Source organism: uncultured Roseobacter sp., assembly GCF_947495275.1.
GTDB lineage: Bacteria > Pseudomonadota > Alphaproteobacteria > Rhodobacterales > Rhodobacteraceae > Roseobacter.
This window is the reverse complement of the sequence record NZ_CANLYL010000001.1, coordinates 65560-91719: the sequence shown is the minus strand read 5'-3', so window position 1 is coordinate 91719 and position 26160 is coordinate 65560. Positions and strand designations below refer to the sequence as shown.

At 57.7% G+C, this 26160-nt stretch carries 28 protein-coding genes; 15 read left to right on the top strand and 13 right to left on the bottom strand.

Translation table 11 applies throughout. The annotated features are described in order from the left end of the window. The first annotated feature begins 117 nt into the window (after window positions 1-117). From Q0802_RS00460 to cysE, 12 genes are all read left to right on the top strand, one after another. Window positions 118-717, top strand: a complete 600-nt coding sequence (locus tag Q0802_RS00460) for a head-tail connector protein (RefSeq protein ID WP_298911990.1) — start codon at window positions 118-120, stop codon at window positions 715-717. After that, window positions 714-1052 carry a phage head closure protein gene (locus tag Q0802_RS00455; RefSeq protein ID WP_298911987.1) on the top strand — a complete coding sequence of 113 codons (339 nt, stop codon included), beginning with the start codon at window positions 714-716 and terminating at the stop codon, window positions 1050-1052. Before Q0802_RS00460 ends, Q0802_RS00455 begins: the two co-directional genes overlap by 4 nt. Beyond that, on the top strand, window positions 1049-1459 hold the full coding sequence (locus Q0802_RS00450) for a DUF3168 domain-containing protein (RefSeq protein ID WP_298911984.1): 411 nt from the start codon (window positions 1049-1051) through the stop codon (window positions 1457-1459). The genes Q0802_RS00455 and Q0802_RS00450 overlap by 4 nt, the downstream gene beginning before the upstream one ends. Window positions 1460-1486: 27 nt before the next feature. Continuing rightward, window positions 1487-1900, top strand: coding sequence for a phage major tail protein, TP901-1 family (locus Q0802_RS00445; protein ID WP_298911981.1), 414 nt, complete (start codon window positions 1487-1489; stop codon window positions 1898-1900). 2 nt (window positions 1901-1902) lie between these two features. Further along, window positions 1903-2220 carry a gene transfer agent family protein gene (locus tag Q0802_RS00440; RefSeq protein WP_298911979.1) on the top strand — a complete coding sequence of 106 codons (318 nt, stop codon included), beginning with the start codon at window positions 1903-1905 and terminating at the stop codon, window positions 2218-2220. Continuing rightward, window positions 2217-2423: a rcc01693 family protein gene (locus tag Q0802_RS00435; RefSeq protein ID WP_298911976.1), complete on the top strand. Its 207-nt coding sequence runs from the start codon at window positions 2217-2219 to the stop codon at window positions 2421-2423. Before Q0802_RS00440 ends, Q0802_RS00435 begins: the two co-directional genes overlap by 4 nt. Beyond that, on the top strand, window positions 2416-3075 hold the full coding sequence (locus Q0802_RS00430; protein ID WP_298911973.1) for a phage tail tape measure protein: 660 nt from the start codon (window positions 2416-2418) through the stop codon (window positions 3073-3075). The genes Q0802_RS00435 and Q0802_RS00430 overlap by 8 nt, the downstream gene beginning before the upstream one ends. 18 nt (window positions 3076-3093) lie before the next feature. After that, window positions 3094-3726: a DUF2460 domain-containing protein gene (locus Q0802_RS00425; RefSeq protein ID WP_298911970.1), complete on the top strand. Its 633-nt coding sequence runs from the start codon at window positions 3094-3096 to the stop codon at window positions 3724-3726. Then, window positions 3726-4613, top strand: coding sequence for a DUF2163 domain-containing protein (locus Q0802_RS00420; protein ID WP_298911966.1), 888 nt, complete (start codon window positions 3726-3728; stop codon window positions 4611-4613). Before Q0802_RS00425 ends, Q0802_RS00420 begins: the two co-directional genes overlap by 1 nt. After that, complete coding sequence (locus tag Q0802_RS00415) at window positions 4610-5056, top strand: peptidase (RefSeq protein ID WP_298911963.1); 447 nt, start codon at window positions 4610-4612, stop codon at window positions 5054-5056. The genes Q0802_RS00420 and Q0802_RS00415 overlap by 4 nt, the downstream gene beginning before the upstream one ends. After that, window positions 5056-8991 carry a glycoside hydrolase TIM-barrel-like domain-containing protein gene (locus Q0802_RS00410; protein WP_298911960.1) on the top strand — a complete coding sequence of 1312 codons (3936 nt, stop codon included), beginning with the start codon at window positions 5056-5058 and terminating at the stop codon, window positions 8989-8991. Before Q0802_RS00415 ends, Q0802_RS00410 begins: the two co-directional genes overlap by 1 nt. A gap of 220 nt (window positions 8992-9211) precedes the next feature. Continuing rightward, window positions 9212-10021, top strand: a complete 810-nt coding sequence (gene cysE / locus Q0802_RS00405) for a serine O-acetyltransferase (RefSeq protein ID WP_298911958.1) — start codon at window positions 9212-9214, stop codon at window positions 10019-10021. Between the two features lie 69 nt (window positions 10022-10090). Here the strand turns inward: cysE and Q0802_RS00400 are convergent, their stop codons facing one another. The 5 genes from Q0802_RS00400 to Q0802_RS00380 form a co-directional block, all read right to left on the bottom strand. Continuing rightward, a complete protein-coding gene (locus Q0802_RS00400; RefSeq protein WP_298911956.1) occupies window positions 10091-11398 on the bottom strand; it encodes a pyruvate dehydrogenase complex dihydrolipoamide acetyltransferase in 1308 nt (435 codons plus the stop codon). Between the two features lie 12 nt (window positions 11399-11410). Next, complete coding sequence (locus tag Q0802_RS00395; RefSeq protein ID WP_298911953.1) at window positions 11411-12796, bottom strand: pyruvate dehydrogenase complex E1 component subunit beta; 1386 nt, start codon at window positions 12794-12796, stop codon at window positions 11411-11413. Between the two features lie 3 nt (window positions 12797-12799). Then, window positions 12800-13804 carry a pyruvate dehydrogenase (acetyl-transferring) E1 component subunit alpha gene (pdhA, locus tag Q0802_RS00390; protein WP_298911951.1) on the bottom strand — a complete coding sequence of 335 codons (1005 nt, stop codon included), beginning with the start codon at window positions 13802-13804 and terminating at the stop codon, window positions 12800-12802. A gap of 146 nt (window positions 13805-13950) precedes the next feature. After that, window positions 13951-14250, bottom strand: coding sequence for a septum formation initiator family protein (locus tag Q0802_RS00385; RefSeq protein ID WP_298911948.1), 300 nt, complete (start codon window positions 14248-14250; stop codon window positions 13951-13953). 127 nt (window positions 14251-14377) lie between these two features. Continuing rightward, entirely contained in the window at window positions 14378-15565 is a 1188-nt protein-coding gene (locus Q0802_RS00380; protein WP_298911945.1) for a phosphoglycerate kinase, read from the bottom strand. A 128-nt stretch (window positions 15566-15693) separates the two neighbouring features. Between Q0802_RS00380 and Q0802_RS00375 the strand changes: the two genes are divergently transcribed. Together Q0802_RS00375 and Q0802_RS00370 are read left to right on the top strand one after the other, a co-directional pair. Further along, window positions 15694-16200, top strand: a complete 507-nt coding sequence (locus Q0802_RS00375) for a peptidylprolyl isomerase (protein ID WP_298911942.1) — start codon at window positions 15694-15696, stop codon at window positions 16198-16200. Further along, the gene (locus Q0802_RS00370) at window positions 16193-16738 is read left to right on the top strand and encodes a peptidylprolyl isomerase (protein WP_298911939.1); all 546 of its coding nucleotides are present in this window, start codon (window positions 16193-16195) and stop codon (window positions 16736-16738) included. Before Q0802_RS00375 ends, Q0802_RS00370 begins: the two co-directional genes overlap by 8 nt. Before the next feature lie 104 nt (window positions 16739-16842). Here the strand turns inward: Q0802_RS00370 and aac(6') are convergent, their stop codons facing one another. From aac(6') to Q0802_RS00330, 8 genes are all read right to left on the bottom strand, one after another. Beyond that, entirely contained in the window at window positions 16843-17289 is a 447-nt protein-coding gene (gene aac(6') / locus Q0802_RS00365; RefSeq protein WP_298911936.1) for an aminoglycoside 6'-N-acetyltransferase, read from the bottom strand. Between the two features lie 294 nt (window positions 17290-17583). Further along, entirely contained in the window at window positions 17584-18267 is a 684-nt protein-coding gene (gene aqpZ, locus Q0802_RS00360) for an aquaporin Z (protein ID WP_298911930.1), read from the bottom strand. A 178-nt stretch (window positions 18268-18445) separates the two neighbouring features. Beyond that, complete coding sequence (locus Q0802_RS00355; protein WP_298911927.1) at window positions 18446-19018, bottom strand: transposase; 573 nt, start codon at window positions 19016-19018, stop codon at window positions 18446-18448. Beyond that, the gene (locus tag Q0802_RS00350; RefSeq protein ID WP_298911924.1) at window positions 18987-19154 is read right to left on the bottom strand and encodes a hypothetical protein; all 168 of its coding nucleotides are present in this window, start codon (window positions 19152-19154) and stop codon (window positions 18987-18989) included. Before Q0802_RS00350 ends, Q0802_RS00355 begins: the two co-directional genes overlap by 32 nt. A gap of 253 nt (window positions 19155-19407) precedes the next feature. Continuing rightward, complete coding sequence (locus Q0802_RS00345) at window positions 19408-19905, bottom strand: polymer-forming cytoskeletal protein (RefSeq protein ID WP_298911922.1); 498 nt, start codon at window positions 19903-19905, stop codon at window positions 19408-19410. Beyond that, complete coding sequence (locus tag Q0802_RS00340) at window positions 19895-21226, bottom strand: M23 family metallopeptidase (protein WP_298911920.1); 1332 nt, start codon at window positions 21224-21226, stop codon at window positions 19895-19897. The genes Q0802_RS00345 and Q0802_RS00340 overlap by 11 nt, the downstream gene beginning before the upstream one ends. Window positions 21227-21412: 186 nt before the next feature. Next, a complete protein-coding gene (locus Q0802_RS00335) occupies window positions 21413-22222 on the bottom strand; it encodes a ferritin-like domain-containing protein (protein ID WP_298911918.1) in 810 nt (269 codons plus the stop codon). After that, complete coding sequence (locus Q0802_RS00330; RefSeq protein WP_298911917.1) at window positions 22219-22680, bottom strand: peroxiredoxin; 462 nt, start codon at window positions 22678-22680, stop codon at window positions 22219-22221. Before Q0802_RS00330 ends, Q0802_RS00335 begins: the two co-directional genes overlap by 4 nt. Window positions 22681-22805: 125 nt before the next feature. Between Q0802_RS00330 and Q0802_RS00325 the strand changes: the two genes are divergently transcribed. Beyond that, window positions 22806-26153, top strand: coding sequence for a DUF3971 domain-containing protein (locus Q0802_RS00325; RefSeq protein WP_298911915.1), 3348 nt, complete (start codon window positions 22806-22808; stop codon window positions 26151-26153). Window positions 26154-26160: the final 7 nt, after the last annotated feature.

Below are 26160 nucleotides of genomic sequence, written 5' to 3'. Positions count from 1 at the left end.
GGCCGGGTGCGCGCCGGCATCATTTGCGTTGTCTAGCTGCTCCCCTCCGACCGAGCAATGCGGATGGGTGCGCGCCCGGCTCCTGAAAAGACGGGAGCGAGTAATTGGAGACATTCCATGATGTTGATCGAAGAGACGACAGTGCCTGATGCGGCATTACCCGTCGAAGAATTCAAAGCGCATCTGCGGCTGGGCACCAGCTTTGGTCAAGATAGCGCACAGGATGAAGTGTTAAGTGGGTTTTTGCGTGCCGCGATGGCTGCCATCGAAGCGCGCACCGGGAAAGTCTTGATGACACGCCCTTTCAGCTGGTCGTTGACGTTCTGGCGAGATCGCGATGCTCAGGTGCTGCCGGTGGCCCCGGTGTCGGCACTAAGCCATGTCTGGACCGTCGCGAGAGACGGCTCTCAGGACGAAGTGGATGCCGGTCAATACTGGTTGGAGCGTGATGGCCAGCGCCCGAGATTGAGGTCCACCGGGGCCTGCTTGCCTGTTATCCCGCAAGGGGGGTCCGCTTTGATTGAATTCGAAGCCGGGTACGGGACCGCTTGGGCGGATATGCCGGCAGATCTGCGTCAGGCCGTCATGCTATTGGCTTCACACTATTACGAATACCGGCATGAAACGTCGTTGAGCGATGGCTGCATGCCCTTCGGCGTGACCAGCCTGATTGAGCGCTACAAGGTCCTGCGACTGGGACCTGGAGCGATCCGATGAAGACGCCGCGACTGAACCGGAAACTCGTGCTCGAGAGCCCGATGAGGGATTCGGATGGGGCAGGCGGCTACGTTGAAACCTGGCACCCCTTGGGAACCCTCTGGGCGCAGGTCACCGCACGTACCGGAAAAGAGGCAGCCCAATCCGGCGCGCCGATTTCGGCGACGAGTTACCGTATCGTGGTTCGGGGCGCCCCATTTGGAGCACCGGACCGACCGAAACCAGAACAGCGATTTCGGGAAGGTGCACGGTATTATCTCGTTCAGGCGGTCGCAGATGAAGATCCTGACGGGCGCTACATCACCTGCTTTGCCACAGAGGAGGTCGTTGTATGAGCTATGCCATGTCGGGCGCACTTCAGGCCGCCATCTACGAGGCTCTCACCACTAATGCCGCGCTGACGGCGCTGGTGGGTAGTGACATCTACGATGCTGTGCCAGGCGGTAATCTGCCTGAAACCTACGTGAGTTTGGGTCGTGAGCAGGTGAAAGACGCCTCCGATCAGACGGGTGATGGCGCTCTGCACACCATCGATATTTCGGTGATCACGACGCAACCAGGTTTTGCTGGGGCAAAACAGGTCGCCACCGCCGTTTCGGATGCATTGCAAAACGCGGATCTGACGTTGACGCGTGGTCGCCTCGTTTACCTGCGTTTCTCGCGCGCTGACGCCAGACGCATTGACAAGAATGCGGGTCGGGAAATCCGGCTGCGTTTCCGCGCAAGGGTCGAAGACCAATAACTTTTGAATTCAAACAGGAGATTACCGATGGGTGCTCAAAACGGAAAAGACCTTCTGATCAAGGTCGATATGGCGGCCGACGGCCAGTTTACAACTTTGGCAGGCTTGCGCGCGACGCGCGTCAGTTTCAATGCTGAAACCATTGATGTCACAAGTCTCGAAAGCCAGGGGGGCTGGCGCGAACTGCTTTCTGGTGCCGGCGTACGCTCCGTGTCGATCAGCGGTTCCGGTGTCTTCCGCGACGCGGCGACGGACGAGCGCGCGCGCCAGTTGTTTTTCGATGGTGAGGCGCCGAATTTCCAGGTGGTTATCCCTGATTTCGGCATTGTTGAAGGGCCGTTTCAGGTCACCGCAATCGAATACGGCGGCAGCCATAACGGTGAAGCAACCTACGAGTTGTCTTTGGCCAGTGCCGGTTCACTGAGCTTCACGGCAATCTGATCATGGCAAATCCCTGGAGGGGCGATGTGGCCTTGGAAATCGACGGGCAGACCCATGTCATGCGTTTGACGCTGGGAGCATTGGCCGAGTTGGAGAACTCATTGGAGGAGCCTTCTCTAATGGCGCTGGTTGAACGCTTTGAAAGCAACCAGTTCACCAGCCAGGATGTTCTGGATCTGCTCCAGGCGGGGCTGCGTGGCGGCAAATGCGACATCGAGGATGACGCGCTTTACCACGGCACTATTGCCGGCGGCCCGATTGCGGCTGCAAGAGCAGCTGCCGAATTGCTGGCAAGGGCGTTCACGGTAGCGGGGACATGAGCGGTCTGGACTGGCCCTCCTTGATGCGGGTGGCCTATCGCGGATGCGGATTGTCACCAGAGGCCTTCTGGAATCTTACGCCTGCGGAATTGCAGATCATGGTGGGCGACCCGTCGAAATCCGGGCCCTTGCTGGGCAGTGGTCTGGAAGCCTTGATGGCAGCCTATCCGGACAAAACGAATAAGGATGAGCGCGATGACTGATGATAGCAGTTTCGACGATTTTGAAGACCGCGCGGAAGGGCTGAACGACACGCTCGCCCAGACCAGCGTTCTGGTCACCGGCTTCGACAGTGAGTTACGTCGGATGAAGACCTCTCTAGAGGCAACGGGCAGAGATATCGCCGTGTTAGAGCGTGGTCTGAGCCGCGGGCTAAAGCGCGCCTTTGATGGGGTGATCTTTGACGGTCTGAACCTGTCTGATGCATTGGAGACGCTCGCTGAGAGCATGATCAACACGTCATACAACGCGGCGATCAGTCCGGTGACAAAGCATGTTGGCGGTTTGCTGGCACAGGGCGTTGATGGGCTGGTGGGTAGCATTCTGCCTTTTGCAGATGGCGCGCCTTTCAGTCAGGGCCGTGTAATGCCCTTTGCCACCGGCGGAATTGTCAGCGGTGCGACGCCCTTTGGTATGCGTGGCGGCATGGGCATCATGGGTGAAGCCGGGCCCGAAGCAATCATGCCGTTGGCAAGGGGTCCGGACGGGAAGCTCGGCGTCAGAGGTGCTGGCGGGGGCGGTCAGACCGTGGTCATGAACATCACCACGCCAGACGTTCAGGGGTTTCAACGCAGCCAGGGCCAGATCGCCGCACAGATGTCACGCGCTTTGGGGCGCGGACAACGCAATCGGTAACATTGAGGGAAGCAAGTGATGCAGTTTCACGAAGTCAGATTTCCGGCAACGCTAAGTTTTGGATCCGTAGGCGGCCCCGAGCGACGCACGGATGTGGTTACAATCAGCAACGGTTTCGAAGAGCGCAACTCACCCTGGGCGCATTCCCGCAGACGCTATGATGCAGGCATGGGGATGCGATCACTTGACGATGTTGAGACCATGATTGCTTTTTTTGAAGCCCGGTATGGACAGCTCTTTGCGTTTCGCTGGAAGGACTGGTCCGATTACCGATCCAGCAAGCCCTCCCTGGACGTCACTGCATTTGATCAGGAAATCGGTACGGGAGACGGGGTTCAAACTGAATTTCAGTTGCTCAAGACCTATACTTCTGGGGCCTATAACTATGTGAGGCCGATCAATAAGCCGGTTGTCGATACCATCCGTATAGGCGTTGCGGGAAGCGAAATGCAGGACACGGTAGATTATACCGCCGACGCTGCAACCGGTGTCATTACATTCAATGTGGCTCCGGCTGCAGGGGCCATTGTCACCGCCGGTTTCGAGTTCGATGTTCCAGTCCGTTTTGATACAGATCGCATCCAGACCAGCATCGCCAGCTTTCAGGCGGGTGAAGTTCCGAATGTGCCAATTGTCGAGGTACGGATCTGATGGCTGGTATGAACGATGACCTAAAGGCGCATCTTGAAAGCGGACTTACGACGGTCGCGCACGCTTGGGCGATCACGCGAAAAGATGGCGTAGTGATGGGATTTACCGATCATGATCGGGAATTGAGTTTCGATGGGATCACCTTTCGGGCTGATACCGGGTTGAGCGCACTCGCATTGTCACAAAGCACAGGCCTCTCGGTGGATAACACCGAAGCTCTGGGCGCGCTCAGTGATATTTCCATCCGTGAGGATGAAATCGAGCAAGGTCGATTTGATGAAGCGCAAGTCCGCGCATGGCTGGTCAATTGGACGGATACATCGCAGCGATGGTTGCAGTTCCGCGGCATGATCGGAGAGCTTCGGCGGGCGGATGGTGGGTTTCAGGCCGAGTTGCGAGGGTTGACTGAGGCATTGAATCGACCGTTAGGGCGGGTTTTTCAAAAACCCTGCACGGCGGTTCTAGGAGATAGAAGTTGCGGCGTGGATCTGACCGCGCCCGGGAATTTCATTGACCTGCCCGTGGAGCAGAGCCAGCAATCGCGTATCCTGAGTTGGTCTGATTTCACTGGGTTTGATGCAGGGTGGTTTGCCCGCGGGCGGCTGGAGCTTCTCTCCGGCGATGCTGCTGGATTGTGGGGCATGATCAAACACGACCGTTTCGAAGGTGCCAGGCGGGTCATCGAGCTATGGGAGCCGATACGCGCAGAAATCGTACCAGGGGCGACCGTGAGGTTGATCGCGGGTTGTGACAAGCGCAGCGAAACCTGCCGTCTCAAATTCGCAAACTTTGCCAATTTTCAAGGATTTCCAGATGTTCCGGGCGAAGACTGGATGCTCGCCGTGCCCAAATCAACCGGCGCGAACACCGGTGGCAGTCGAAGATGACCGATTTACAAGATCGAGTGGTTCAAACCGCGCGCTCCTGGATTGGGACCCCTTATGTCCATCAGTCTTCGCTACGAGGCGCTGGAAGTGATTGCCTGGGCCTGTTGCGTGGCATTTGGCGCGAACTACACGGGGCGGAACCCGAAGAGGTACCCGCATATTCGTTTGATTGGTCGGAGGTTCAGGGCGATGAACAGCTTTGGCAGGCAGCTTTGCGTCACTTGCACAGGAAGCACTTGGATGATGAGGCGCCGGGCGATGTTTTGCTCTTTCGGATGCGCGCGGGCGCTGTCGCCAAACATCTCGGGGTTGCCGGTCGCGTCGGTGCTCGTGCCAGTTTCATTCATGCGTATTCGGGGCATTGCGTCACCGAGAGCCCGTTAAGTTTGCCTTGGCGGCGGAGAATTGTGGCTCGTTTTAAATTCCCTGAGGAGGTCAGCTGATGGCAACGATAGTTCTTTCGGCGGTTGGTGCCGCAGTTGGTGGTTCCATTGGAGGGTCCGTGGCCGGGCTTTCCACAGCCGTTATTGGTCGCGCTGTTGGGGCAACCCTCGGCAAGGTGATAGACCAAAAACTGCTCGGGCAGGGGTCTGAAGCGGTGTCAACGGGGCGTGTTGATCGCTTTCGACTGTCTGGCGTTGGCGAGGGGGAAGCAATTTCTCAGGTCTATGGACGGATGCGGCTTGGCGGGCAGGTGATATGGGCCTCAGATTTTGCAGAAACGGTGACCGTTACAGGCGGTGGCGGTGGCGGCGGCAAAGGGGCACCGAGCCAGCCACAAACGCGCAGCTATTCCTACTCAGTCAATCTGGCGTTGGCGATTTGCGAAGGTGAGATCACCCGGATTGGCCGAATTTGGGCAAATGGCGAAGAAATCGCGCCTGATGACCTGAATTTGCGCATCTACAAAGGGAATGCCGATCAACTCCCTGACCCCTTGATGGAGGCAATTGAAGGTGCCGGAATGGTGCCCGCATATCGTGGCACGGCCTACGTGGTGATCGAAAATCTCAATCTTGATCGCTTTGGTAACCGCGTTCCGCAGTTCTCGTTTGAAGTCTCCCGCCCGGAACAGGTGGAAGAAACTGATGCGGATCAATCGCTCACCTACGGTGTCCGCAGCGTCGCCTTGATTCCCGGTACCGGAGAATATTCTCTCGCAACCACGCCAGTTCACTATACAAACGGGCCGGGAAGTCGGTGGAGTGCGAACGTGAACACCCCGGCAGAAAAACCGGATTTTTGTGTCTCTCTGGATGCGTTGGTCGAAGAGTTGCCAAATTGTCAGGCGGCCTCTTTGGTGGTGTCATGGTTCGGAAATGACCTACGCTGCGGGAATTGCAGCCTTCAGCCCAAGGTCGAAAAGAAGCAGTTCGAGGGCGAGAATATGCCCTGGTCGGTCGCGGGGCTCAGCCGAGCGACGGCCGGAGCAATGGCGCAAGAGGACGGACGTCCGATTTACGGCGGCACTCCAACAGACCAATCCGTTATTCAGGCTATTCAGGCCATGCATGCCGCTGGCAAGGAAGTGATGTTTTATCCGTTCATCTTGATGGATCAGTTGTCTGACAACGCCTTGCAGAACCCGTACGACCCGGAGGCGACACAGCCACGGCTGCCGTGGCGCGGCAGGATCACTCTTTCCATTGCACCCGGCGTTGAGGGTTCACCGGACGGTACGGCAAGCGCTGAAGCCGAAGTGAATGCGTTTTTTGGCTCGGCAGTTGCAGCACATTACTCAATTGCCGGTGGGCAGGTTAGCTACTCCGGCCCGCAGGAATGGACCTTGTCGCGCTTTGTGTTGCACTACGCGGCGCTATGTAAACTCGCAGGCGGTGTCGAAGCGTTTTGCATCAGTTCTGAAATGCGGGGCCTTACACAGATCAGAGGGCCCGGAAATACGTTCGTGGCGGTTGAACGGTTGCGGGCGCTGGCAGCGCAAGTCCGTAGCATACTGGGACCAGACACGAAGATCAGCTACGCGGCGGACTGGAGCGAGTATTTCGGCTACCAACCGCAAGACGGCTCCAACGACCGGTTTTTTCATCTGGACCCGCTCTGGGCGGATCCCAATATCGATTTCATCGGGATCGACAATTACATGCCTTTGTCGGATTGGCGAGACGGAGAGGACCACCTTGATGCTGATGTAGGCTCGATCTACGACATAGAGTATTTGCAAGGAAACGTCGCTGGCGGCGAGGGGTATGACTGGTACTACGCGTCGCAGGAGGATCAGGACAACCAGGTACGCACGCCCATTGAGGACATAGCGCACGGTGAGCCGTGGATTTATCGTTACAAGGACATTCGAAACTGGTGGTCAAACCCCCATCACGAGCGGGTTGACGGTCAACGGTCTTTATCCCCGACGGCCTGGGTACCTGGATCCAAACCAATTTGGTTCACTGAAATGGGCTGTGCTGCCATCGACAAGGGCACCAATGAGCCCAACAAGTTCGTGGACGCCAAATCGTCCGAAAGTAGCTTGCCGAAATACTCCAACGGCGCGCGCGATGACTTCATGCAGGCTCAATACTTGAAAGCGATGGTAACCTACTGGGGTGCCTCTGAGAACAATCCCTCGTCCGGCCTTTATGGGGGGCCAATGATTGATATGGACCGGGCGTTTGTCTGGGCATGGGATGCGCGTCCCTATCCATATTTCCCAAACACATCCTCGTTGTGGAGCGATTCAGAAAACTATGGCCGGGGTCATTGGCTGAATGGGCGAACGTCTGCGCGTTCGCTTGCATCTGTGGTCGCCGAGGTTTGCACAAAGGCGGGGTTGACCGATTTTGATGCCAGTAAACTCTATGGGACTGTTCGCGGATATCTGGTGGACGATGTAAACGATGCACGCGCCTCTCTCCAGCCTTTGATGTTGCGCTACTCATTTGATGCGGTGGAGCGGGACGGAACGCTCACGTTCAAGATGCGGGACGGGCGGGGCGCCGTTACCCTGGATCACAACATGTTGGCATTGAGCAATGAAATGGACGGTGCCGTCGAACAATCGCGCGCTGCACAGGCTGAAATGGCCGGTCGTGTCCGACTGAGGTTTGTTCAGGCTGACGCTGAATTTGATGTGTTGGCAGAGGAAGCTGTGCTGGCCGATGAGCAAACCCACTCAGTTTCGACGTCAGAGATGCCTATTGCCTTGACCCGGGTCGAGGGACGTCAAGTCGCAGAGCGGTGGTTGACCGAAGCGCGCATTGCGCGGGACGCCATTCGGTTCGCGCTGCCGCCTTCGTGTTTGACTGTGGGTGCCGGTGATATTGTTGAGTTGGGTGGTGAACAGACCGGCGGAAAAGCACTCTACCGAATTGATCGGGTCGAACAGGGCATGTTGCAGATTGTCGAGGCGGTGCGAATTGAGCCGGATGTCTACACACCCTCAACGATGACGGACGAGGCGCCAAGCGCGCGCCCCGTGGTCCCGCCTGTTCCGGTTGATTCACTGTTCCTAGATTTGCCACTCATCACGGGGGATGAAAATCCTTATGCCCCTCATATTGCAGTCACGGCACAACCCTGGCCCGGATCGGTGGCGGTCTACCAGTCCTCCACCGATAGTGATTTCAAGCTGTTGAGTCAGGTGTCCGCACGGTCAATCGTGGGGACGACGCAAACCGAGTTACGCGCAGCGTCGGCGGGACGATTGGACCGTGGGGCGCCATTGGAAGTGACACTGGCCAGCGGGTCGCTCAGTTCGGTCGACCTTCATGCGGCATTGAGTGGGGCAAATCTGGCGGCGATTGGTGACGGACACCCCAACAATTGGGAAGTGTTCCAATTCAGGCATGCCGAATTGATTGGGGAAAAAACCTATCGGCTCAGCGAAAGGTTGCGGGGCCAGTTGGGTACGGATGGCAACATGCCCGAAAGTTGGCCGGCTGGCTCATCATTTGTTCTCTTAAATGGTTTGCCATCGCAAATTGACCTGAGCCGGAATCTGCGACGTGTTGAACAAACCTACCGTATTGGACCTGCACGTAGACCTGTTGATGATGCATCTTTTATCCAAGAAAAACAGAGTTTCGATGGGAATGGGTTGCGCCCTTATGCGCCTGTGCATTTGCATGCGAAACGACAAAGCGATGGCTCACTGTTGGTTGACTGGATTCGCCGAACACGGGTTGACGGGGACAGCTGGGACATCCCCGAAGTCCCACTTGGGGAAGAAAAAGAAGCCTATCTCGTCCGAGTGATCAAAAATGATCTGGTTGTACGCGAGGAAACAACCGCGCAACCGCAGTGGCAATACGCCTTGCAGCAGCAGATCGAGGATGACATCGTAAACCCATTCACGGTGCAGGTTGGGCAGATTTCAGCCGTCTACGGCGTTGGCTCAACCCGTGATCTGATCGTTTATTGACGGCTCACTTATCGGTATCGGTGTCTTGCTTCGATACATATCGCGATGATCTGTTTTCGATATCGTGCGGGAAATCAATCGTGCAAGCCCATCCTATGCGGACAAATGTCCTGAAATCTCAAACCGACAGCCATTTCATTCCTGAATGGAGGTCATCACGGGTTTGCGTTTGTGAATTGGTTCTTACATAGGGTAAGAATCGAAAAAAAGGACATTCGCCATGGCCGAACCAAGACCAAACATCGCGAAATTGGATCCTGTTTGGGATCAGATTTGCACAGAAGCACGGCAAGCTGCGCTGGATGAGCCGTTAATGGGCGGGTTCCTGCACGCCTGTATTCTGCACCATAAGAGCATCGAAAAGGCTTTGTCTTACCGAATTGCCGCAAAATTGGCGTCCAATGAGATGTCAATGGTGGTGGTGCGCGAAATGGTCGAAGAGGCCTACGCCCAAAACCCGTCCCTGGTTCAGGCTGCCCGGGCAGATCTGGCTGCGATTTACGAGCGCGACCCTGCTTGCCACCGGTTATTGCAGCCGATTTTGTACTTTAAAGGGTACCAGGCCATGCAGGCCTACCGTGTAGGCCATCATCTTTGGACCAAAGGCCATCGCGATTTGGCTTATTTCGTGCAAATGCGTGTTTCAGAGATTTTTGGCGTTGATATTCACCCGGCCGCTCAAATTGGCCAGGGGATCATGATTGATCATGCGCATTCAATCGTTATCGGTGAAACAGCGGTCGTTGGAGATAACGTCTCGATGTTGCATTCGGTAACGCTTGGCGGGACGGGCAAGGAAGAAGAAGATCGCCATCCCAAGATCGGCAACGGGGTTCTGATCGGTGCCGGCGCGAAAGTGCTTGGAAACATCAAGGTTGGTCATTGCAGCCGGATTGCCGCAGGCTCGGTGGTACTGGAAGAAGTGCCTGAGTGCAAAACCGTGGCTGGGATTCCGGCCCGGATCGTTGGTGAAGCGGGATGCGATCAACCTTCGATCTCGATGAACCATATGTTTGGACCTGAGAGCTAAGTCCAATTTTATGAGAATGCAAAGGCCGGGATCATAATCCCGGCCTTATTGATTCCAACGCCAAGTGCGTCAGGCGAGCATCGTCATTGGATTTTCAAGGTTGTCCTTGATTGCCTGAAGGAGTTGCGCGCCCAGAGCGCCATCAATAACGCGGTGATCTACCGAGAGCGTGGCAGACATAACCGTTGCAATACCCAATTCACCATCCTTGCCAACAACCGGCTTCTTCACACCGGCACCCACTGCGAGGATCGCACCATGCGGCGGGTTGATCACCGCGTCGAAATTGTCGATGCCGAACATTCCCAGATTTGAGATTGCGAAGCTGCCGCCCTGGTATTCGTGCGGTGCCAGTTTTCGGTCGCGAGCGCGGCTTGCGAGGTCTTTCATCTCTGCTGAAAGGGCCGAGAGTGACTTCATCTCTGCGTCTTTCAGAACTGGCGTGAAGAGCCCGCCCTCGATGGCGACGGCGACGGCTACGTCAGAGGGTTTCAATTTCAGCATGCGGTCACCGGCCCAAACGGCATTGGCATCCGGGACGGATTGCAGCGCCAGCGCGCAGGCCTTGATGATGAAATCATTGACCGACAGCTTCACGCCTCGGGATTCGAGCTGCTTGTTCAACTCGCCCCTGAATTTCAGTAGGGCGTCCAGCTCGATGTCCCGGCGCAGGTAGAAGTGCGGGATCGACTGTTTGGCTTCCGTCAGGCGCGCGGCGATGGTTTTGCGCATGCCGTTGAGGCTGATTTCCTCATATTCGCGACCTTCGTACATGGCCATGACGGCGTCGGCGGCTGGGCCAGCGGCGGGAGCCTTGGCAGGGGCAGATGCTGCGGCGGGAGCCGCGGTCGCCGCTTGAGGTGCGGCGGAGGTGCTGAGCCCTTCCACATCTGCCTTGACGATGCGGCCATGCGGGCCTGAACCTTTGATCGTTGCAAGATCGACGCCCTTGTCTGCCGCGATGCGACGGGCGAGAGGCGAGGCAAAGATGCGGTTGCCGTCAGCACCCTTTGTAGCAGCGGGGGCAGGAGCGGCCTTTTCGGGGCTCTCTGCCGGAGCCGCCTCAGCGGCCGCGTCAGCCGCCGGTGCGGCCTCCGGCGCAGGCGCGGATGTATCGATATCATCCGCGCTCTCACCATCTTCGAGCAGGATCGCAATAGCGGTGTTAACCTTAACACCTTCGGTGCCTTCCGCGATCAGAATCTTGCCGATGGTGCCTTCGTCAACCGCCTCGAATTCCATCGTGGCCTTGTCGGTTTCGATCTCGGCCATGATGTCGCCGGACGACACCGTGTCGCCCTCCTTGACGTGCCATTTGGCCAATGTGCCTTCTTCCATGGTCGGGCTCAGGGCGGGCATGAGAATTTCTGTAGGCATCTTGCGCGCTCCTTATTTGTAGGTGACTTGTTTAACGGCGGCGACAACCTCGTCCGTCGTGACCAACGCCAGCTTCTCGAGATTTGCTGCATAGGGCATCGGTACATCCTTGCCGGTACAGTTGATCACCGGCGCGTCGAGGTAGTCGAACGCCTCCTGCATGATCACCGACGAGATGTAGTTGCCGACCGAACCTTGTGGCCAGCCTTCCTCAACCGTGACACAGCGGTTGGTCTTCATCACCGATTTGATGATGCTGCCTGTGTCCATGGGGCGCAGGGTGCGTAGGTCGATAACCTCGGCAGATATGCCCTCTTCGGCCAGTCGATCGGCTGCTGCCAGTGCGTAGCTCATGCCAATGCCGAAGCTGACGATGGACACGTCAGATCCTTCGCGCCAGATACGTGCCTTCCCAAACGGCACCGTATAGTCATCGAGCTCAGGGACATCGAAACTGCGGCCGTAAAGAATTTCGTTTTCGAGGAAAATCACCGGATTGGGGTCGCGGATTGCGGTTTTCATCAGGCCTTTGTAATCGGAGGCGGAGTAGGGCATCGCAACCTTGAGACCCGGCACTTGCATGTACCAGGCGGCGTAGTCCTGTGAGTGTTGCGCGCCGACGCGGGCAGCAGCCCCGTTGGGTCCGCGAAAGACCATGGGCGCGCCCATCTGGCCGCCGGACATGTAGAGGGTTTTGGCTGCGGAATTGATGATCTGGTCAATGGCCTGCATGGCGAAATTGAAGGTCATGAATTCCACGATGGGCCGCAGGCCACCGAAGGCCGCTCCGGTTGCGATCCCCGCAAAGCCGTGTTCGGTGATCGGCGTGTCGATCACGCGTTTGGCGCCGAATTCATCCAGCATGCCCTGAGAAATCTTGTAGGCGCCTTGATATTCGGCGACTTCTTCGCCCATCAGAAAAACGCTATCATCGCGGCGCATTTCCTCTGCCATGCCATCGCGCAATGCTTCGCGCACGGTCTGTTCCTTGAGAGCAGTGCCTTCGGGCCAATCCGGTGAGGTATCGGTTTGAGGCGCTGCCGGGGGGGCGGAGGCGGGCGCCTCGGTGGCCGCAGGGGCCGCCTCGTTGCCCGCGTCGGCAGCGGGCGCTGCCTCCGGCGTCGCGGCTGAGGTATCGATATCGTCGACGCTTTCACCATCTTCCAGCAGGATCGCAATAGCGGTGTTGACCTTGACGCCCTCGGTGCCTTCGGCGATCAGAATCTTGCCGATGGTGCCTTCGTCAACGGCCTCGAATTCCATCGTGGCTTTGTCGGTTTCAATCTCGGCCATGATGTCGCCGGAAGCGACCGTGTCGCCCTCCTTGACCAGCCATTTGGCCAATGTGCCTTCTTCCATGGTCGGGCTCAGCGCGGGCATGAGAATTTCAGTTGCCATGGATCAAGCCTCCTCGACTTCTGCGTAGATATCGGTCCAGAGCTCCTCAAGAGCGGGCTCAGGTGATGTTTTTGCGAACTCGGCGCTTTCGTTCACGATGGTCTTGATTTCCTTGTCGATCGCCTTGAGGTCGTCTTCGGTGGCATGTTTGCCTGTCAGCAGCATCGAGCGTACATTCTCGATCGGGTCGCGCTCGTCACGCATCTTCTGCACTTCTTCGCGGGTTCGGTACTTCGCCGGATCGGACATCGAATGGCCGCGATACCGGTAGGTTTTGATTTCGAGAATATAGGGGCCCTTGCCCGCGCGACAGGTTTCAACCGCCTTCTGACCTGCTGCTTTCACAGCCAAGACATCCATGCCGTCGACTTCTTCGCCCTTGATGCCGTAGGCCGCCCCGCGCTCCCAGTAACTTGGAGAGTGGGTGGACCGCTTGGTCGAAGTGCCCATGGCGTACTGATTGTTTTCAATCACAAAAACCACTGGCAGATTCCAGATTTCGGCCATGTTATAGGCCTCATAGACTTGACCCTGGTTTGCCGCGCCGTCCCCGAAATAGGTGAATGTCACGCGGTCGTTGCCCTTGTATTTATCGGAAAAGGCAAGACCTGCGCCCAGGGGAACCTGTGCTGCGACAATGCCGTGACCCCCATAGAAATGTTTCTCTTTCGAGAACATGTGCATGGAGCCACCCTTGCCCTTGGAATACCCACCTTCGCGTCCGGTCAGTTCGGCCATAACACCGTTGGGGTCCATACCACAGGCCAGCATGTGCCCGTGATCACGATATGAAGTGATGCGTTTGTCGCCTTCTTCGGCGGCAGCTTCGAGACCGACAACAACTGCCTCCTGACCGATATAAAGGTGGCAAAACCCGCCAATAAGACCCATGCCATAGAGCTGGCCCGCTTTTTCTTCGAACCGTCGGATCAATAACATATCGCGGTAATAGGCCTTCAGCTCCTCCGCGGACACATTAGGTTTTTTGGCAGATTTACGCGGTGCCATTCTGGCAATCCTCCCTCATCGGGCCCGGCTCCGGGCAGATAGTTTAGCGTTAAACTATTCTTTATCGGATTCGTTAGGGCAATGCGAGAGGCAATATGACGCGCGGTCAATCGGCAAGCCAGATGGGTTGGTTTCAGGGTTTTGGATCAGCGAATAACGATCTCGTCAGCCCTGATCATTCCCAGAACGGAGCGTGCCTGTTCATCAAGAAGATCGAGGTCCAGGTAGTCGTCGGACAGCCTCTGCGTAAGGTTTTCCATGCGTACAACAGCGCCCCGAACGTCTTCCAGCTGCACCTGCAACGCGTCTGCCTCAGCAACGATCTCGGCGCGCCGAAACAACCCGAAATCCCCCTGAACCGCCGCGAAGGTAAAATAGGTCGCCAATCCCAAAGACAGGGCAAAGAAGATAAAGGTTCCCAGAGCGGGGCGTGAACTGCGGGTCATGGTCGTGCCTCTTGGTCGCCTCTTGGCGGGCGTGATCAGACTATGACACACTTGGCGCTATCTGGGAATCCCCTCTGATTGCAAAACACTGAAAAGCGGGCATTTTTGCCAAAGAAAGGCGATATGATCAATGTTCGAGAGCCGCGACCCCGGGAAGTTCCTTGCCTTCCATCCATTCCAGAAAGGCACCCCCTGCCGTCGAGATATAGGTGAAATCATCCGACGCGCCGGCCTGATTGAGAGCCGCGACGGTGTCGCCGCCTCCGGCAACAGAAATCAGACTTCCCGCTTCGGAGAGACCTGCGGCCGCGGCGGCGGCAACATTTGTGGCCCGATCAAAGGGGCTGATTTCAAAAGCACCCAGGGGGCCGTTCCAGATCAGCGTTTTTAGATCATTGAATGCATCGGCAACGGCCTGCGCGCTCTCCGGCCCGGCATCCAGCACCATCTGATCGTCTGCGAGGATCGTCTCTGGTCCAAGAGCAATGACTTCATGGTCTGCACCGGATTTGAATTCGCGCGCCACCAACCCATCAACAGGCAGCAGGATGCGGCATCCTTCTTTTTGGGCACGCGCCATGATTGTTTTGGCCGTGTCGATAAAATCCGGTTCCCGAAGCGATGCGCCAAGCTGCGCGCCCTGGGCGGTGAGAAACGTATTTGCCATTCCGCCACCGATGACGAGAAGGTCCAGCCGCCCGACGAGGTTTTCCAGCAGGGCGATCTTGGTTGAAACCTTGGCACCGCCCACAACGGCACCTACGGGGCGTGTTGGATGTGACAGTGCTGCTTCCAGCGCGGAGAGCTCCGCCTGCATTAAGCGCCCCGCGCAGGAAGGCAAGAGCTCCGCTACCCCGGTTGTGGAGGCATGGGCCCGGTGGGCGGCGGAAAATGCGTCGTTGCAGAAGATGTCGCCAAGGCTGGCGAGAAACCGCGCCATGCCGGGATCATTGGCTTCCTCGCCTGCGGCAAAGCGGGTGTTTTCGACCAGCACGACGCTACCAGCGGGCAGTGCCGCCAGCATGTCCGGATCGGGGCGTTCGACAAAGATCACGGCCTGACCTAGTGCTGCCTCCAGGGCGGGCAGGGTCACGCGCAACGACATCTCGGGGACATATTGCCCCTTTGGACGCCCGAAATGGGCCAGCAGGATGGGCATGCCGCCGCCCTTCAGAATGTCCTTGACCGTTGGCACGATGCGATCGATCCGCGTGGTATCTGTGACGCGGCCATCTTCGACGGGAACATTGATGTCGACACGCACAAGTACACGTTTTCCGGCCAAATCCATGTCATCGAGTGTTTTCCAGCCCATCACCTTTTCCTTTCAGCTCCCACTGGCCCCGTGTGTTGCGCTTATCTGCTCAGACGTCAATGGACTTGCTTGGCATTCTGCCCGTCACGGCTTAGGTAATCGGCAACCAATTTGTGAAGGAGTGCCAGATGGCTGAAATCAAAGACCCTGAAAACACGATCCTGATGGAACTCAAGGGGGGGACTGTCACCATCGAATTGCTGCCCGATGTTGCCCCGAAACACGTTGAACGCATGAAGGAACTTGCCCGTTCAGGACAATACGACAATGTGGCGTTTCATCGTGTGATTGACGGTTTCATGGCGCAAACCGGCGACGTGCAGCACGGCGATATGGAAGACGGTTTCAATCTGTCCATGGCGGGAACCGGTGGTTCTGATCTGCCGAATGTGCCTGCCGAGTTCTCCAAGATCCCGCACGCCCGGGGCTCCATCGGGGCCGCGCGGTCGCAAAACCCCGACAGCGCCAACAGCCAGTTTTTTATCAATTTCAAGGATAATGATTTCCTGAACGGTCAATACACCGTCTACGGGCAGGTGACGTCCGGTATGGAACATGTTGATGCCATCACCCGGGGCGAGCCGCCAGCGGAACCGGACCGGATGATCTCGGTCAAGGTGGCTGCCGATGCATAAGGCGCTTGTTGCATCGCTTATGCTGGCTGGCCCGGCAATGGCCACCGGTATCGAGATCGAAGTCGCAGGCGAGGCCAGCGGCACCATCAAGATCGACCTGCTCGAAGATGTAGCGCCCGGTCACGTGGAACGTATCACCGCGCTGGCTGAAAGTGGGGCCTATGATGGTGTGGTCTTTCACCGCGTGATCGAAGGTTTCATGGCGCAAACGGGTGACGTGCAGTTCGGCAAGCTGGGCGAAGACATGCGGCGCGCGGGCACTGGTGGCTCCGAAGGGCCGGACCTTGCGGCGGAGTTCTCTGATGTGCCCTTTGACCGGGGCGTGGTGGGCATGGCGCGTGCGCAGAGCCCCGACAGTGCCAACAGCCAGTTCTTCATCATGTTTCAGGAAGGCTATTTCCTGAACGGCCAATATACGGTTGTCGGCCGTGTGACCGAAGGGCTGGAGGTACTGGATGCGATCAAACTTGGTGCCGGTCCAAATGGTGCGGTGATCGGCGCACCGGATGTGATGCAAACGGTCACCGTTACCGACTGAAGCATTGACCTGAGCGACCCGTGGCCAACGCCGGTCATGGGTTGCGTTTTCTCTGCTCAGAGCGCCGCGCGCGTCACCAATGCGTGCAGCTTGAAAAACCCGACCTATAGTGGTTTTCGAAAATAAACGACGCGGCTTGTCTCTTCGAAGCCCAAGGCGCGGTGAAACGCGTGGCTTGCCTCATTGTCGAGATGCGCGTCGGATGCAAGCTCTGAGCAGCCCCGTTCTTGCGCCCATGATTGAACCGACCTCAATAATTGCCTGCCAATGCCTGAACCCTGGTCATCGGGGTGCACGAAGATACCCTCAAGGAAGGCAACCGGTGAAGTCTCACATCCGTTTACATGATCATTTCGCAAGGCCGCTTCCGCGAACGCCCGGATGCCGGCATCATTGACGACATCCAAGAAGGCGATACCTTCTTCAGGCGATTTGGCGAGCATCGCCGCTGCTTCGTTTTTATGCTGGTCTAGCGAAGTGTCACCCCAAAGCTGAGCACGCAGTGCAACCCAACCTTCGACATCCGCCGGAGTAGCGATCCGTATCGACATATCTTGATATTGGCGGGTTTCCGGAATGTCCGCAATATTCGCTACGCGGATGTTGTCTCTTTGAATACGACGAGCAGCACGCCTCCGCTGCCACGCCCCGCGAAATCCAAACCGAACCTCTGGTTTTGACTGCAGCCCATCACTTTCAAAATTCAGATGCCTGAGGGAAGCATTTTGCGACGGGGCAGCAATATGCTCAAAGCGACAGGCACTCATCGGCCCGAGCACCATCTGCGGCTCTGAAGAAAGCGCCCGCCAAAAGACAGGCGCTTTCCGGCGCTCGTCGATTGGCGATCAATTGGCGGCGTCGAGCGTGCCGGTCTTGAACAACAATCCTGCTGCGACCGCCCCGATGATCGGGGCAACGATGAACAACCAAAGCTGTGCAATTGCCGTCCCACCAGCGAACAGCGCAGGGCCTATAGACCGCGCTGGATTTACCGAAACGCCCGTGACGTTAATGCCAACCAAATGGATCACCACGAGCGCAAGGCCTATCGCAAGGCCCGCCATCGATGCTGGCGCGCCTTTGCCCGTTGCTCCCAAGATCACTGTCATGAACAAGAATGTTGCCACGACCTCAAACACAAATGCGGAGACCAGGCTATATTCGCCAAGGTATCCCACGCCCCAACCATTCTGGCCCAGACCGTTTTCCGCCACTGAGTAGTCTACCTTACCTGACATGATCAACATCAACACAATTGCGGCAGCAATGGCCCCCGCAACCTGCGCAATCATGTATTTGGTCGCTTCGGCAAGCGTCATCCGGCCCGCGGCCACGGCTCCCAAAGACACGGCCGGGTTGATGTGGCAGCCAGATACGGGACCAATGGCGTAGGCCATCCCGACGAGCGCCAATCCGAAGGCAAAGCTGATCCCCGCAAGGCCAATGTCTGAGCCGGCGATTACCGCCGATCCACAGCCGAATAGTACCAACGTGAATGTACCAATAAATTCCGCAACTTGTTTATTCATGGCCCTGTCCATTTTATAGTTGTGTGACCATCACTAAAGATCAGCCGTATCGGCAAATAAAGGGGAACTTTATGGTCAGCGCATCAGCCGTCAGCGAATTCTGTCAGCCAGACGGCATAAATGCGCATATTGTTTTGCTTTGCCGACGGATGGCAGCCTCGTCTATGTTTTTTGGTTGTTATGAGCGTGAGCTGGAGCGGCGACAAATCTGGCAAGGGGGAAGCCGGGCGGCCTTCGGTGCTTGGGGGCTGCGGCTGCGGTGATCGATGTGCAAGGCCAGCGATTGTGTGACGGCAGGCAGTGCAAATGTATAGAAGACCCAGTCGGTTTTGCGCAGGGGTGCGAGATCGGCGGCAAAGGTATCCGGGTCTGCAAACCCCGGCAGATTGCTGAAGAAGCGCGGCTTGCCTGTCTTGTGCAATCGAAGCCACCCTTCAAGGACCAAGCGCCTGAACAACCATGACAGCACCCTCACCGGCAGGAAGAACCCCGCGCGGCAGGCGATCCAACATGCCCCATCGGGCGGTACCCCTCTCGGCGCGATGACGTGTACCTGGGGATGGCCCATCATCGCCGAGCCCGTTGTCTCGAAGACGCGCCTCAGGCACGCTGATAGCGCATGTGTCGCTTCATTTCCGGGCGTGGGTACGTCGTGGCATAAAAGAAGCCCAACACCGTCAACCGGTTGCTGAAGGTCAGCGCACCAACGCCCCGTTCCTTCATATCGAGCTGGAACGCCGGTAGCTCGCATCCAGCGAATGCCCCAGGAACCGCCTGAAATCGCGCATCACCCGCAGATACATTCTCGGTGTCTTCGGTTGCAGCCCCTTGGTCCGCATATCTTCATGCAAACGGCGGCGCAGGGTCGGAAGATATTGATCCGACATCAAACCTCCCGTCATGAGATCGAGAAGGTCCCAATCGTCAGGCAGGTTCTTAGTTCAAAATCCACCCCGCTCGCATCTGAGCATATCGCCTGCCGCAAGCGCCAATACCACGAGAACGGTTTCGTCCGTTGTCCGCATACGAAACATCAATAGATGCGGTATTTGGAACAGCATTTCGGGGATTGGGGAGAGGTTTTAAAAACAAAAAAGGCGCCACCTCGTGACGCCTTTTTGTCTGTCAGGTAGCGCTTTTTCAGGACGCCGGGTTTGGCTTCGCCGCTGGTGTCGATTTTGCACCGGGGTTCAGCGGGTCGTCCTGACGCTGTACCGATCCTTCGAAGTGAGCACCGGATTCGATGGCGATTGTCTTGTGGATGATGTCGCCCTCAACCCGTGCCGTCGATGTCAGACGCACCTTGAGGCCCCGGACACGGCCAACGATGCGACCGTTGACAACCACGTCATCGGCGACAACTTCGCCCTTGATGGTGGCAGTCTCCCCGATGGTCAGCAAATGGGCGCGAATGTCGCCTTCAACTGTGCCTTCTACCTGGATATCGCCGGTTGTCTTCATGTTGCCCGTCACGTGCAGATCGGAGGACAAGACAGAGGCAGGAGGCTTCGCTTTTGGCGGTGTGCTGGCCTTGTATTCGGTCTGCTTGGGAGTCGCCGGCGCAGAGGACGCCGATGCTGGTGTGTCAGATTCGGCCTGTTTGGCACCTGGTTCGTTGATTTTGCTCTTAGAAAACATCTTTTGCAGCCTTGATATAGATCATTGGGTTTACAGCTTTCCCACCGACACGCACTTCATAGTGCAGGTGCACGCCGGTCACCCGTCCGGAGGCACCCATATCACCGATGTGATCGCCGCGCGAGACCCTTTGCCCAACTTTGACGCGAATTTTTGACAGATGAGCGAAACGTGTCTCAATCCCGAAGTCATGCTTGATTTTGACAAGACGGCCATAGCCCGATTGCCACCCTGCGTGGATCACGACGCCATCCGCCGTTGCAAAAAGATCGGTGCCGGAGGGCGCGGCGAAATCGACCCCTTTATGCATGCGGCGACCGCCGGTTTTTGGGTCACGCCGAAAACCGTAACTGCTGGTGAAACGGAAGGCATTCTTCACTGGCATCGCGAAAGGCGCCTTTTCAGCGGCGATCCGGTAGAGGTTCAGCGTATCCATCTGTTCGAGGATGCGGTTGGCGCGCAGAAAATCGGGTGACAGCTCTTCACCACGGCTGGAAAAGGAGAGGGGCGTCAAGGGCCCGCCCTGACCGGAATAGCCGCGCCGCACCTGATCAAGGATGCGCTGGGGGGGCATGCCCGCCGCCTTGAACATCTTGTCGAGCGGCTCAACCGATACCGTCATCGCCTCTTCGAGTTGGCGGAAAATCTGGTCGTTGTTCTCTTTCATCAGCGCAATTTCAAGCGCCAGTTCGTCCGCATGGTCCAGCGCCTGCTGAGCGTCCGCAACGACCTGATCCCGTTCGGCGGCTGTGCGGGCGAGGGCATCAGCCAGGAAATCAACCGGGGCACCGGCATCCTTGGCCGCGAAAAGGGTGTCTGCCGGGTCCTGGGTTGCCTCACTTTGCAAAGAGGCAAGTGCCAGACGGGCCGCTTCGCGCTCTTTCATCGTTGATCGCAGTGTGGTCTGGATCACGTCGATACCGGTCTCAAGCTCATGGCGACGGGTTTCGGAGGCCAGAAGCTGCGATTGCATCTGAGAAATCTGATCAAGAGCCGCGTTAAAACGTTCCTGTGCGGCCAGCGCTTCGCTGGCGCGCCTGTCGCGCTGCCCAGACAACTCATTGAGGCGCGCCTGATAGGTCATCTGATCGCGTTTTGCTTGTTCGCGGAAATTCCCCGCGCCAATGCTGTCCATCAAGAGAATTGCGGTGGCAACAATGGTCCAGGCGACAAGCACGGCGCCACTTGCAAAGGCGATCAGCTGCGTTTCAGGGCGCAGGCGGATAAAGCGGGTATCTGTGTCGGACTTGAGAAAGACCCGGCGTTCAGGGAACTGCTGTTCCAGCAATCCGTGAATTTTGATGGCCAGTCTTGTCCGCACAAAAGTGCCTCTCTGCTCGTTCCGCATGAGAGAGCGCAGGTTGTCGACTGCCTGAATTCCTCTCCCCCCGGAGTGCTTAATGAGGCCGTGTGTGGGGGGCAACCCTGTTTGCTTGTCCCGGTACTACTTCGCGTTGAATTGTTGCAAATCGGCAAAATATCGCTTGTTTCCCAAGGCGAAAGCGGGTCAGAGGGCCTCTGCCAGTGGCCAGTAGAAGTCCGGGGGAATGCCCGCTTCGGCGCGTTTTTCCTCATTGAAGGGCGGTTTCAACGCCCCGTGGAAATACTGACGCACGAGAGCATGGAACCGCACTTTGGGATCTTCGTCATGACGCCCGCACAAAAAATGGAACCATTTTGACCCGTAAGCAACATGAGACACCTCTTCGGCATAGATCGTTTCCAGCGCGGCAACAGCGGAGGCAGCATTTGCCTTGCGAAACACTTCGATCATACCCGGTGTGACATCCAGCCCGCGTGCCTCAAGAACCATCGGAACAACCGCAAGACGCCCCATGAAATCTTCAACGGTATCTTCGGCCGCCCGCCACATTCCGGCATGTGCGGGCAGCGCGCCGTAATGGCTGCCCAGTTCTTCGAGGCAATCGCACATCAGGTTGAAGTGCTTTGATTCCTCATCCGCCGCTTTCACCCAATCATCGTAGAACCCCATGGGCATCGGAACATCCGTGAACCGCGCAATGATATCCCAATGCAGGTCCACGGCGTTCAGTTCTATATGGGCCACCGCGTGCAACAGGGCGATGCGTCCCTGCGGTGTCCCCGGTCTGCGGCGAGGAACGTCGCGCGGGCTTAAAAGCTCCGGCGTCTCCGGGCGCGCCGGGTGCAGGGGCGGGTTAGCCGTGCCGACTTCAGGTGTTGCACCCTCCTGTCGCGCGGCCTGCCAATCTGCCGCAAACCGACGTGACAGCGCCGTCTTTTCGCGCCCGTCCGCTGTCCGCAACACCGCCTCGGCCATCTCAGCCAGTGGCTTCATAAGGCGCGCACCGCTTCAAGTACCGCATCCACATGGCCCGGGACTTTCACTTTGGGCCAGATCTGAGCGATCGTCCCGTCGGCTGCAATGAGGACGGTTGTGCGTTCAATGCCGAGGAACTTTTTGCCGTACATGTTCTTTTCTTTCCAGACCCCATAGTCTTCGCACACCGACCCATGCTCATCCGACAAAAGCGGGACGGTCAGATCATGTTTGGCGATGAATTTTTCGTGACTGCTCAGGCTGTCCTTGGAGATTCCGAAAACCATGGCATCCGCCGCCACAAAAGCGTCGCGGTGTTCGGAAAAGCCGATACTTTCCTTTGTGCAACCGGGTGTGTTGTCTCGCGGGTAGAAAAACAGAACAACGGGATTACCTTTTAACGCAGATAGTGTCACCTCTGAACCGTCGCTGCTGGGAAGGGTGAAATCGGGAGCCGGCTTTGAAATCTCTGGCATGATACTCTCTTGGCTTTTATGGTTTGTACTGCAGTGCCATAAGTGAGCAGCGCAGGCCAGAGGGAAGGCTTGCATCCTGAATTGAGCCAACCGAATTCTTCAAGCGTCGGAAGCCGCAGCCCGTTTTGCAAACAGATACATCAGCCCCAGAAAAGCCACGTCGAAAGCGCCGCCGTCTCGCGGGGGGTCTGGTCGCATTCCTGTTGCTAATCGCGGGTGCCCTGACAGCGGGTGCTTTCTGGATCAAGGATCGCACGATCATCGTGCCGGAATGGGCGCGTGAAATCGTGGACACACGGATCGCCGGGGCCATTCCGGATGCCCGGATCACCTATGGCGAAATGCTGCTGATTCTGGATGAGGGGTGGCGGCCCAGAATGCAGGTGAAAGATGTTCGCGCAACGACACTGGATGGCGTCGAAGTCATCAGTTTTTCGCAGATGCGCGCCAGCCTGTCCTTGAATGGTCTGCTGGAGCGAAAGCTGCAACTGACCTCGCTCGATCTGAACGGTGTTTTCCTGACACTCAAACGTAGCGCCGAAGGGCGAATAGCGCTGCAAGGCGGGATCGGTACGGCTTCGGTAGCGCGCGAAGCGCCGAACCTTGCGCAATTGGTCTCTGACTTGGATGATTTTCTGCTGCGCCCGTTCATGGAACGTTTGTCGCGCGCCACCTTGCAGGGGTTGACGCTTAGATATGAAGACGCCCGCGCCAGCCGCGGCTGGACCATTGACGGTGGAAGAATTTCTCTGGTGCGCGAAGAGGACGATCTTCGCTTTGCAGTTGATCTGGCGGTCTTGGGAGGCGGGGCGCAGGTGGCAACTGTCGCGGCCAACTACGCAGGCCGCATCGGGGAGCAAGCTTCGGAATTCGGCGTGACATTTGCAAATGTGGCTGCCGGAGACATTGCCGCTCAAGGCCCTGCCTTTGCCTGGCTCGGCGTGCTGGATGCGCCAATCTCTGGATCGCTGCGGGGCGGTGTGAATGAGGACAGCAGCATCAATCCGCTGAACGCGACCCTGCAGATCGGCGCTGGTGTGATCCAGCCGACCGCGCAATCTCTGCCAATTCCCATCGACGGTGCGCGCAGTTATTTCAGCTATCAGCCGGCAGAGAGGGTGCTGCGCTTTGACGAGCTTTCGGTTCAGAGCAAATGGGTCAGCGGCCGACTTGAAGGCAGTGCCGCGTTGAATGCGGATGAGACCCAGCGCCTGGAGGATCTGGTGGGCCAATTCAGGCTGACAGATCTCAAGATCGACCCTGCGGATTTCTATAAGGAACCGGTGTCGATTGCCGAGGCAGAGCTGGATTTTCGACTGTCCTTGAGGCCATTTTCGCTGAAGGTGGGTCGTTTGGACATCCTTGATCAAGGAAACAGGCTGACGGCCAAAGGGACGTTGGGGGCAGATGCCAACGGCTGGGATATCGCACTTGATGCGGAAATGAACAGGTTGGATACCGGGCGCCTGATGGAGCTTTGGCCGGAAGCGGTGAAGCCCAAAACCCGAACGTGGTTGTCGGAAAATGTCTTCGCGGGAAAATTGCATGATGCCACTGCCGCTTTGCGGTGGTCTGCCGGTCAGGCACCGGAGACCTACCTCGGTTTTGATTTTGCCGAGGCCGATGTGCGATTTCTGAAAGAAATGCCCCTGATCAAGGGTGGCAAGGGACATGCATCTTTGCTGCGCGATCGTTTCGTGCTGGTCATAGATGACGGCGAGGTAATCGCGCCCGAAGGAGGGCCCGTTACGATCACAGGTTCTTCGTTCATCATCCCGGACGTAAAGGCAAAGGAGGAAACGCCGGCGGTCGTGCGGCTGCTTACGAATTCCACCGTCACGGCCGTTTTGTCGATGCTCGATCAGCCGCCGCTGAATGTCATGCAGAAGGCGGCTTTGCCTGTTGCATTGGCGGAAGGCCGGGCCTTGCTGTCGGGCACTCTTGCTTTGCCGCTTAAAAAGAAAACCAAAGTGGATGAGGTCGAATTCGATGTCTCTGGTCGCATTGAGAGTGTGCGCAGCGATATTCTGGTCAAGAACTATGTCTTGAGCGCGCCCGCTCTGGCGCTGACAGCCTCGGAGGCAGAAGTGCAGCTGCAAGGACAGGGCGATCTCAGCGGCGTGCCGTTTGACGTTGTCTGGGCGCAACCGCTGGGCGCCCCGGGAACACCGGGAAAAGTCACCGGTCAGGTGGAAATAACGCCGCAAGCGCTCGACACATTCAAAATCTCGCTGCCTGACAGGTATGTTACTGGAAAGGGTCGTGCTGACATCAATGTTGCACTTGTCAAAGGCACCCCGCCGGACCTTCAACTGCGCTCCGATCTTCGTGGCATTGGTCTGGCCATCCCGCCGCTTGGGTGGTCCAAGGCCCCCGCAACCCCGGCGACCCTGCTTGTTTCCGCGCAGCTGGGCGATGTGCCGGATGTCGAGGGCATCTCTTTGGAGGCCCCCGGACTTGCCGCCAAAGGCACCGTGCTGCTGGACGAAGATGGCAAGCTTGATCGTGTGAGCCTGACAAAGGTGCAGATTTCGAACTGGCTGGACGCGCCGGTTGATCTGGTCGGGCGCGGCGCCGGGCAGCCGGTGGGCATTGTCGTGCGGGGCGGGCGGGTCGATCTCAGCCGAGCCAATCTGCCCGGCAGCACTAGCAGCGCCACCGCTTCCGCGCCGCTGACTGTGGCGCTGGACACGCTCAAGGTAACAGACAGCATATCAATAAACGATATGCGGGGCGACTTCACGACGGGGGCAGGGCTCGACGGAACATTCCGGGGCCGCGTCAACGGCGGCGCACCCGTGACGGGCCGGGTCATTCCACAAGGCGGGCGCAGCGCCATTCGTCTGACGGCCAATGATGCAGGGGCGGTTTTCGCATCCGCAGGCGTGATGAAACAAGGGCGCGGCGGCAAGCTTGAACTGGTACTGCTGCCGGTGGGTACAGGGGGCGCCTTTGATGGAACCCTGCGCGTGCTGGACACGAGCGTCGTGGATGCTCCGGCTATGGCGGCGTTGCTGAATGCCGTCAGCATCGTGGGTCTCTTCAATGTGGAGGGGGGTGGCAGCCTTTATTTCTCCGAAGTGAACGCCGATTTCCGCCTGTCACCCTCACGGATTACCCTGCGTGAAGGCAGTGCCGTCGGATCGTCGATGGGGATTTCAATGGACGGCGTGCTGGCCACAGACACGGGGCGGCTGCAAATGCAGGGCGTCATCACGCCGGTTTATCTGCTCAACGGTATTGGCAGCATTTTCACCCGAAAGGGCGAGGGGTTGTTTGCGTTCAATTATTCGATCACCGGGACGGCCAAAAATCCCGATGTGTTTGTGAACCCGCTGACCGCTTTGACGCCGGGAGGTATCCGGGACCTGTTCCGGGCACCAAAACCCGACGTGCCTCTGGCTGAGGGGGAAACACGTGCGCCGCCGCCCAAACGCCGCGCGCCGCTTGATATCGAGGGGCAGGAGCGCTAGGGGCAGC

Coding starts and splice junctions, on each gene's coding strand:
- Q0802_RS00460 (WP_298911990.1), top strand. CDS start 118: ATGATGTTGATCGAAGAGACGACAGTGCCTGATGCGGCATTACCCGTC.
- Q0802_RS00455 (WP_298911987.1), top strand. CDS start 714: ATGAAGACGCCGCGACTGAACCGGAAACTCGTGCTCGAGAGCCCGATG.
- Q0802_RS00450 (WP_298911984.1), top strand. CDS start 1,049: ATGAGCTATGCCATGTCGGGCGCACTTCAGGCCGCCATCTACGAGGCT.
- Q0802_RS00445 (WP_298911981.1), top strand. CDS start 1,487: ATGGGTGCTCAAAACGGAAAAGACCTTCTGATCAAGGTCGATATGGCG.
- Q0802_RS00440 (WP_298911979.1), top strand. CDS start 1,903: ATGGCAAATCCCTGGAGGGGCGATGTGGCCTTGGAAATCGACGGGCAG.
- Q0802_RS00435 (WP_298911976.1), top strand. CDS start 2,217: ATGAGCGGTCTGGACTGGCCCTCCTTGATGCGGGTGGCCTATCGCGGA.
- Q0802_RS00430 (WP_298911973.1), top strand. CDS start 2,416: ATGACTGATGATAGCAGTTTCGACGATTTTGAAGACCGCGCGGAAGGG.
- Q0802_RS00425 (WP_298911970.1), top strand. CDS start 3,094: ATGCAGTTTCACGAAGTCAGATTTCCGGCAACGCTAAGTTTTGGATCC.
- Q0802_RS00420 (WP_298911966.1), top strand. CDS start 3,726: ATGGCTGGTATGAACGATGACCTAAAGGCGCATCTTGAAAGCGGACTT.
- Q0802_RS00415 (WP_298911963.1), top strand. CDS start 4,610: ATGACCGATTTACAAGATCGAGTGGTTCAAACCGCGCGCTCCTGGATT.
- Q0802_RS00410 (WP_298911960.1), top strand. CDS start 5,056: ATGGCAACGATAGTTCTTTCGGCGGTTGGTGCCGCAGTTGGTGGTTCC.
- cysE (WP_298911958.1), top strand. CDS start 9,212: ATGGCCGAACCAAGACCAAACATCGCGAAATTGGATCCTGTTTGGGAT.
- Q0802_RS00400 (WP_298911956.1), bottom strand. CDS start 11,398: ATGCCTACAGAAATTCTCATGCCCGCCCTGAGCCCGACCATGGAAGAA.
- Q0802_RS00395 (WP_298911953.1), bottom strand. CDS start 12,796: ATGGCAACTGAAATTCTCATGCCCGCGCTGAGCCCGACCATGGAAGAA.
- pdhA (WP_298911951.1), bottom strand. CDS start 13,804: ATGGCACCGCGTAAATCTGCCAAAAAACCTAATGTGTCCGCGGAGGAG.
- Q0802_RS00385 (WP_298911948.1), bottom strand. CDS start 14,250: ATGACCCGCAGTTCACGCCCCGCTCTGGGAACCTTTATCTTCTTTGCC.
- Q0802_RS00380 (WP_298911945.1), bottom strand. CDS start 15,565: ATGGGCTGGAAAACACTCGATGACATGGATTTGGCCGGAAAACGTGTA.
- Q0802_RS00375 (WP_298911942.1), top strand. CDS start 15,694: ATGGCTGAAATCAAAGACCCTGAAAACACGATCCTGATGGAACTCAAG.
- Q0802_RS00370 (WP_298911939.1), top strand. CDS start 16,193: ATGCATAAGGCGCTTGTTGCATCGCTTATGCTGGCTGGCCCGGCAATG.
- aqpZ (WP_298911930.1), bottom strand. CDS start 18,267: ATGAATAAACAAGTTGCGGAATTTATTGGTACATTCACGTTGGTACTA.
- Q0802_RS00355 (WP_298911927.1), bottom strand. CDS start 19,018: ATGCGAGCTACCGGCGTTCCAGCTCGATATGAAGGAACGGGGCGTTGG.
- Q0802_RS00350 (WP_298911924.1), bottom strand. CDS start 19,154: ATGTCGGATCAATATCTTCCGACCCTGCGCCGCCGTTTGCATGAAGAT.
- Q0802_RS00345 (WP_298911922.1), bottom strand. CDS start 19,905: ATGTTTTCTAAGAGCAAAATCAACGAACCAGGTGCCAAACAGGCCGAA.
- Q0802_RS00335 (WP_298911918.1), bottom strand. CDS start 22,222: ATGAAGCCACTGGCTGAGATGGCCGAGGCGGTGTTGCGGACAGCGGAC.
- Q0802_RS00330 (WP_298911917.1), bottom strand. CDS start 22,680: ATGCCAGAGATTTCAAAGCCGGCTCCCGATTTCACCCTTCCCAGCAGC.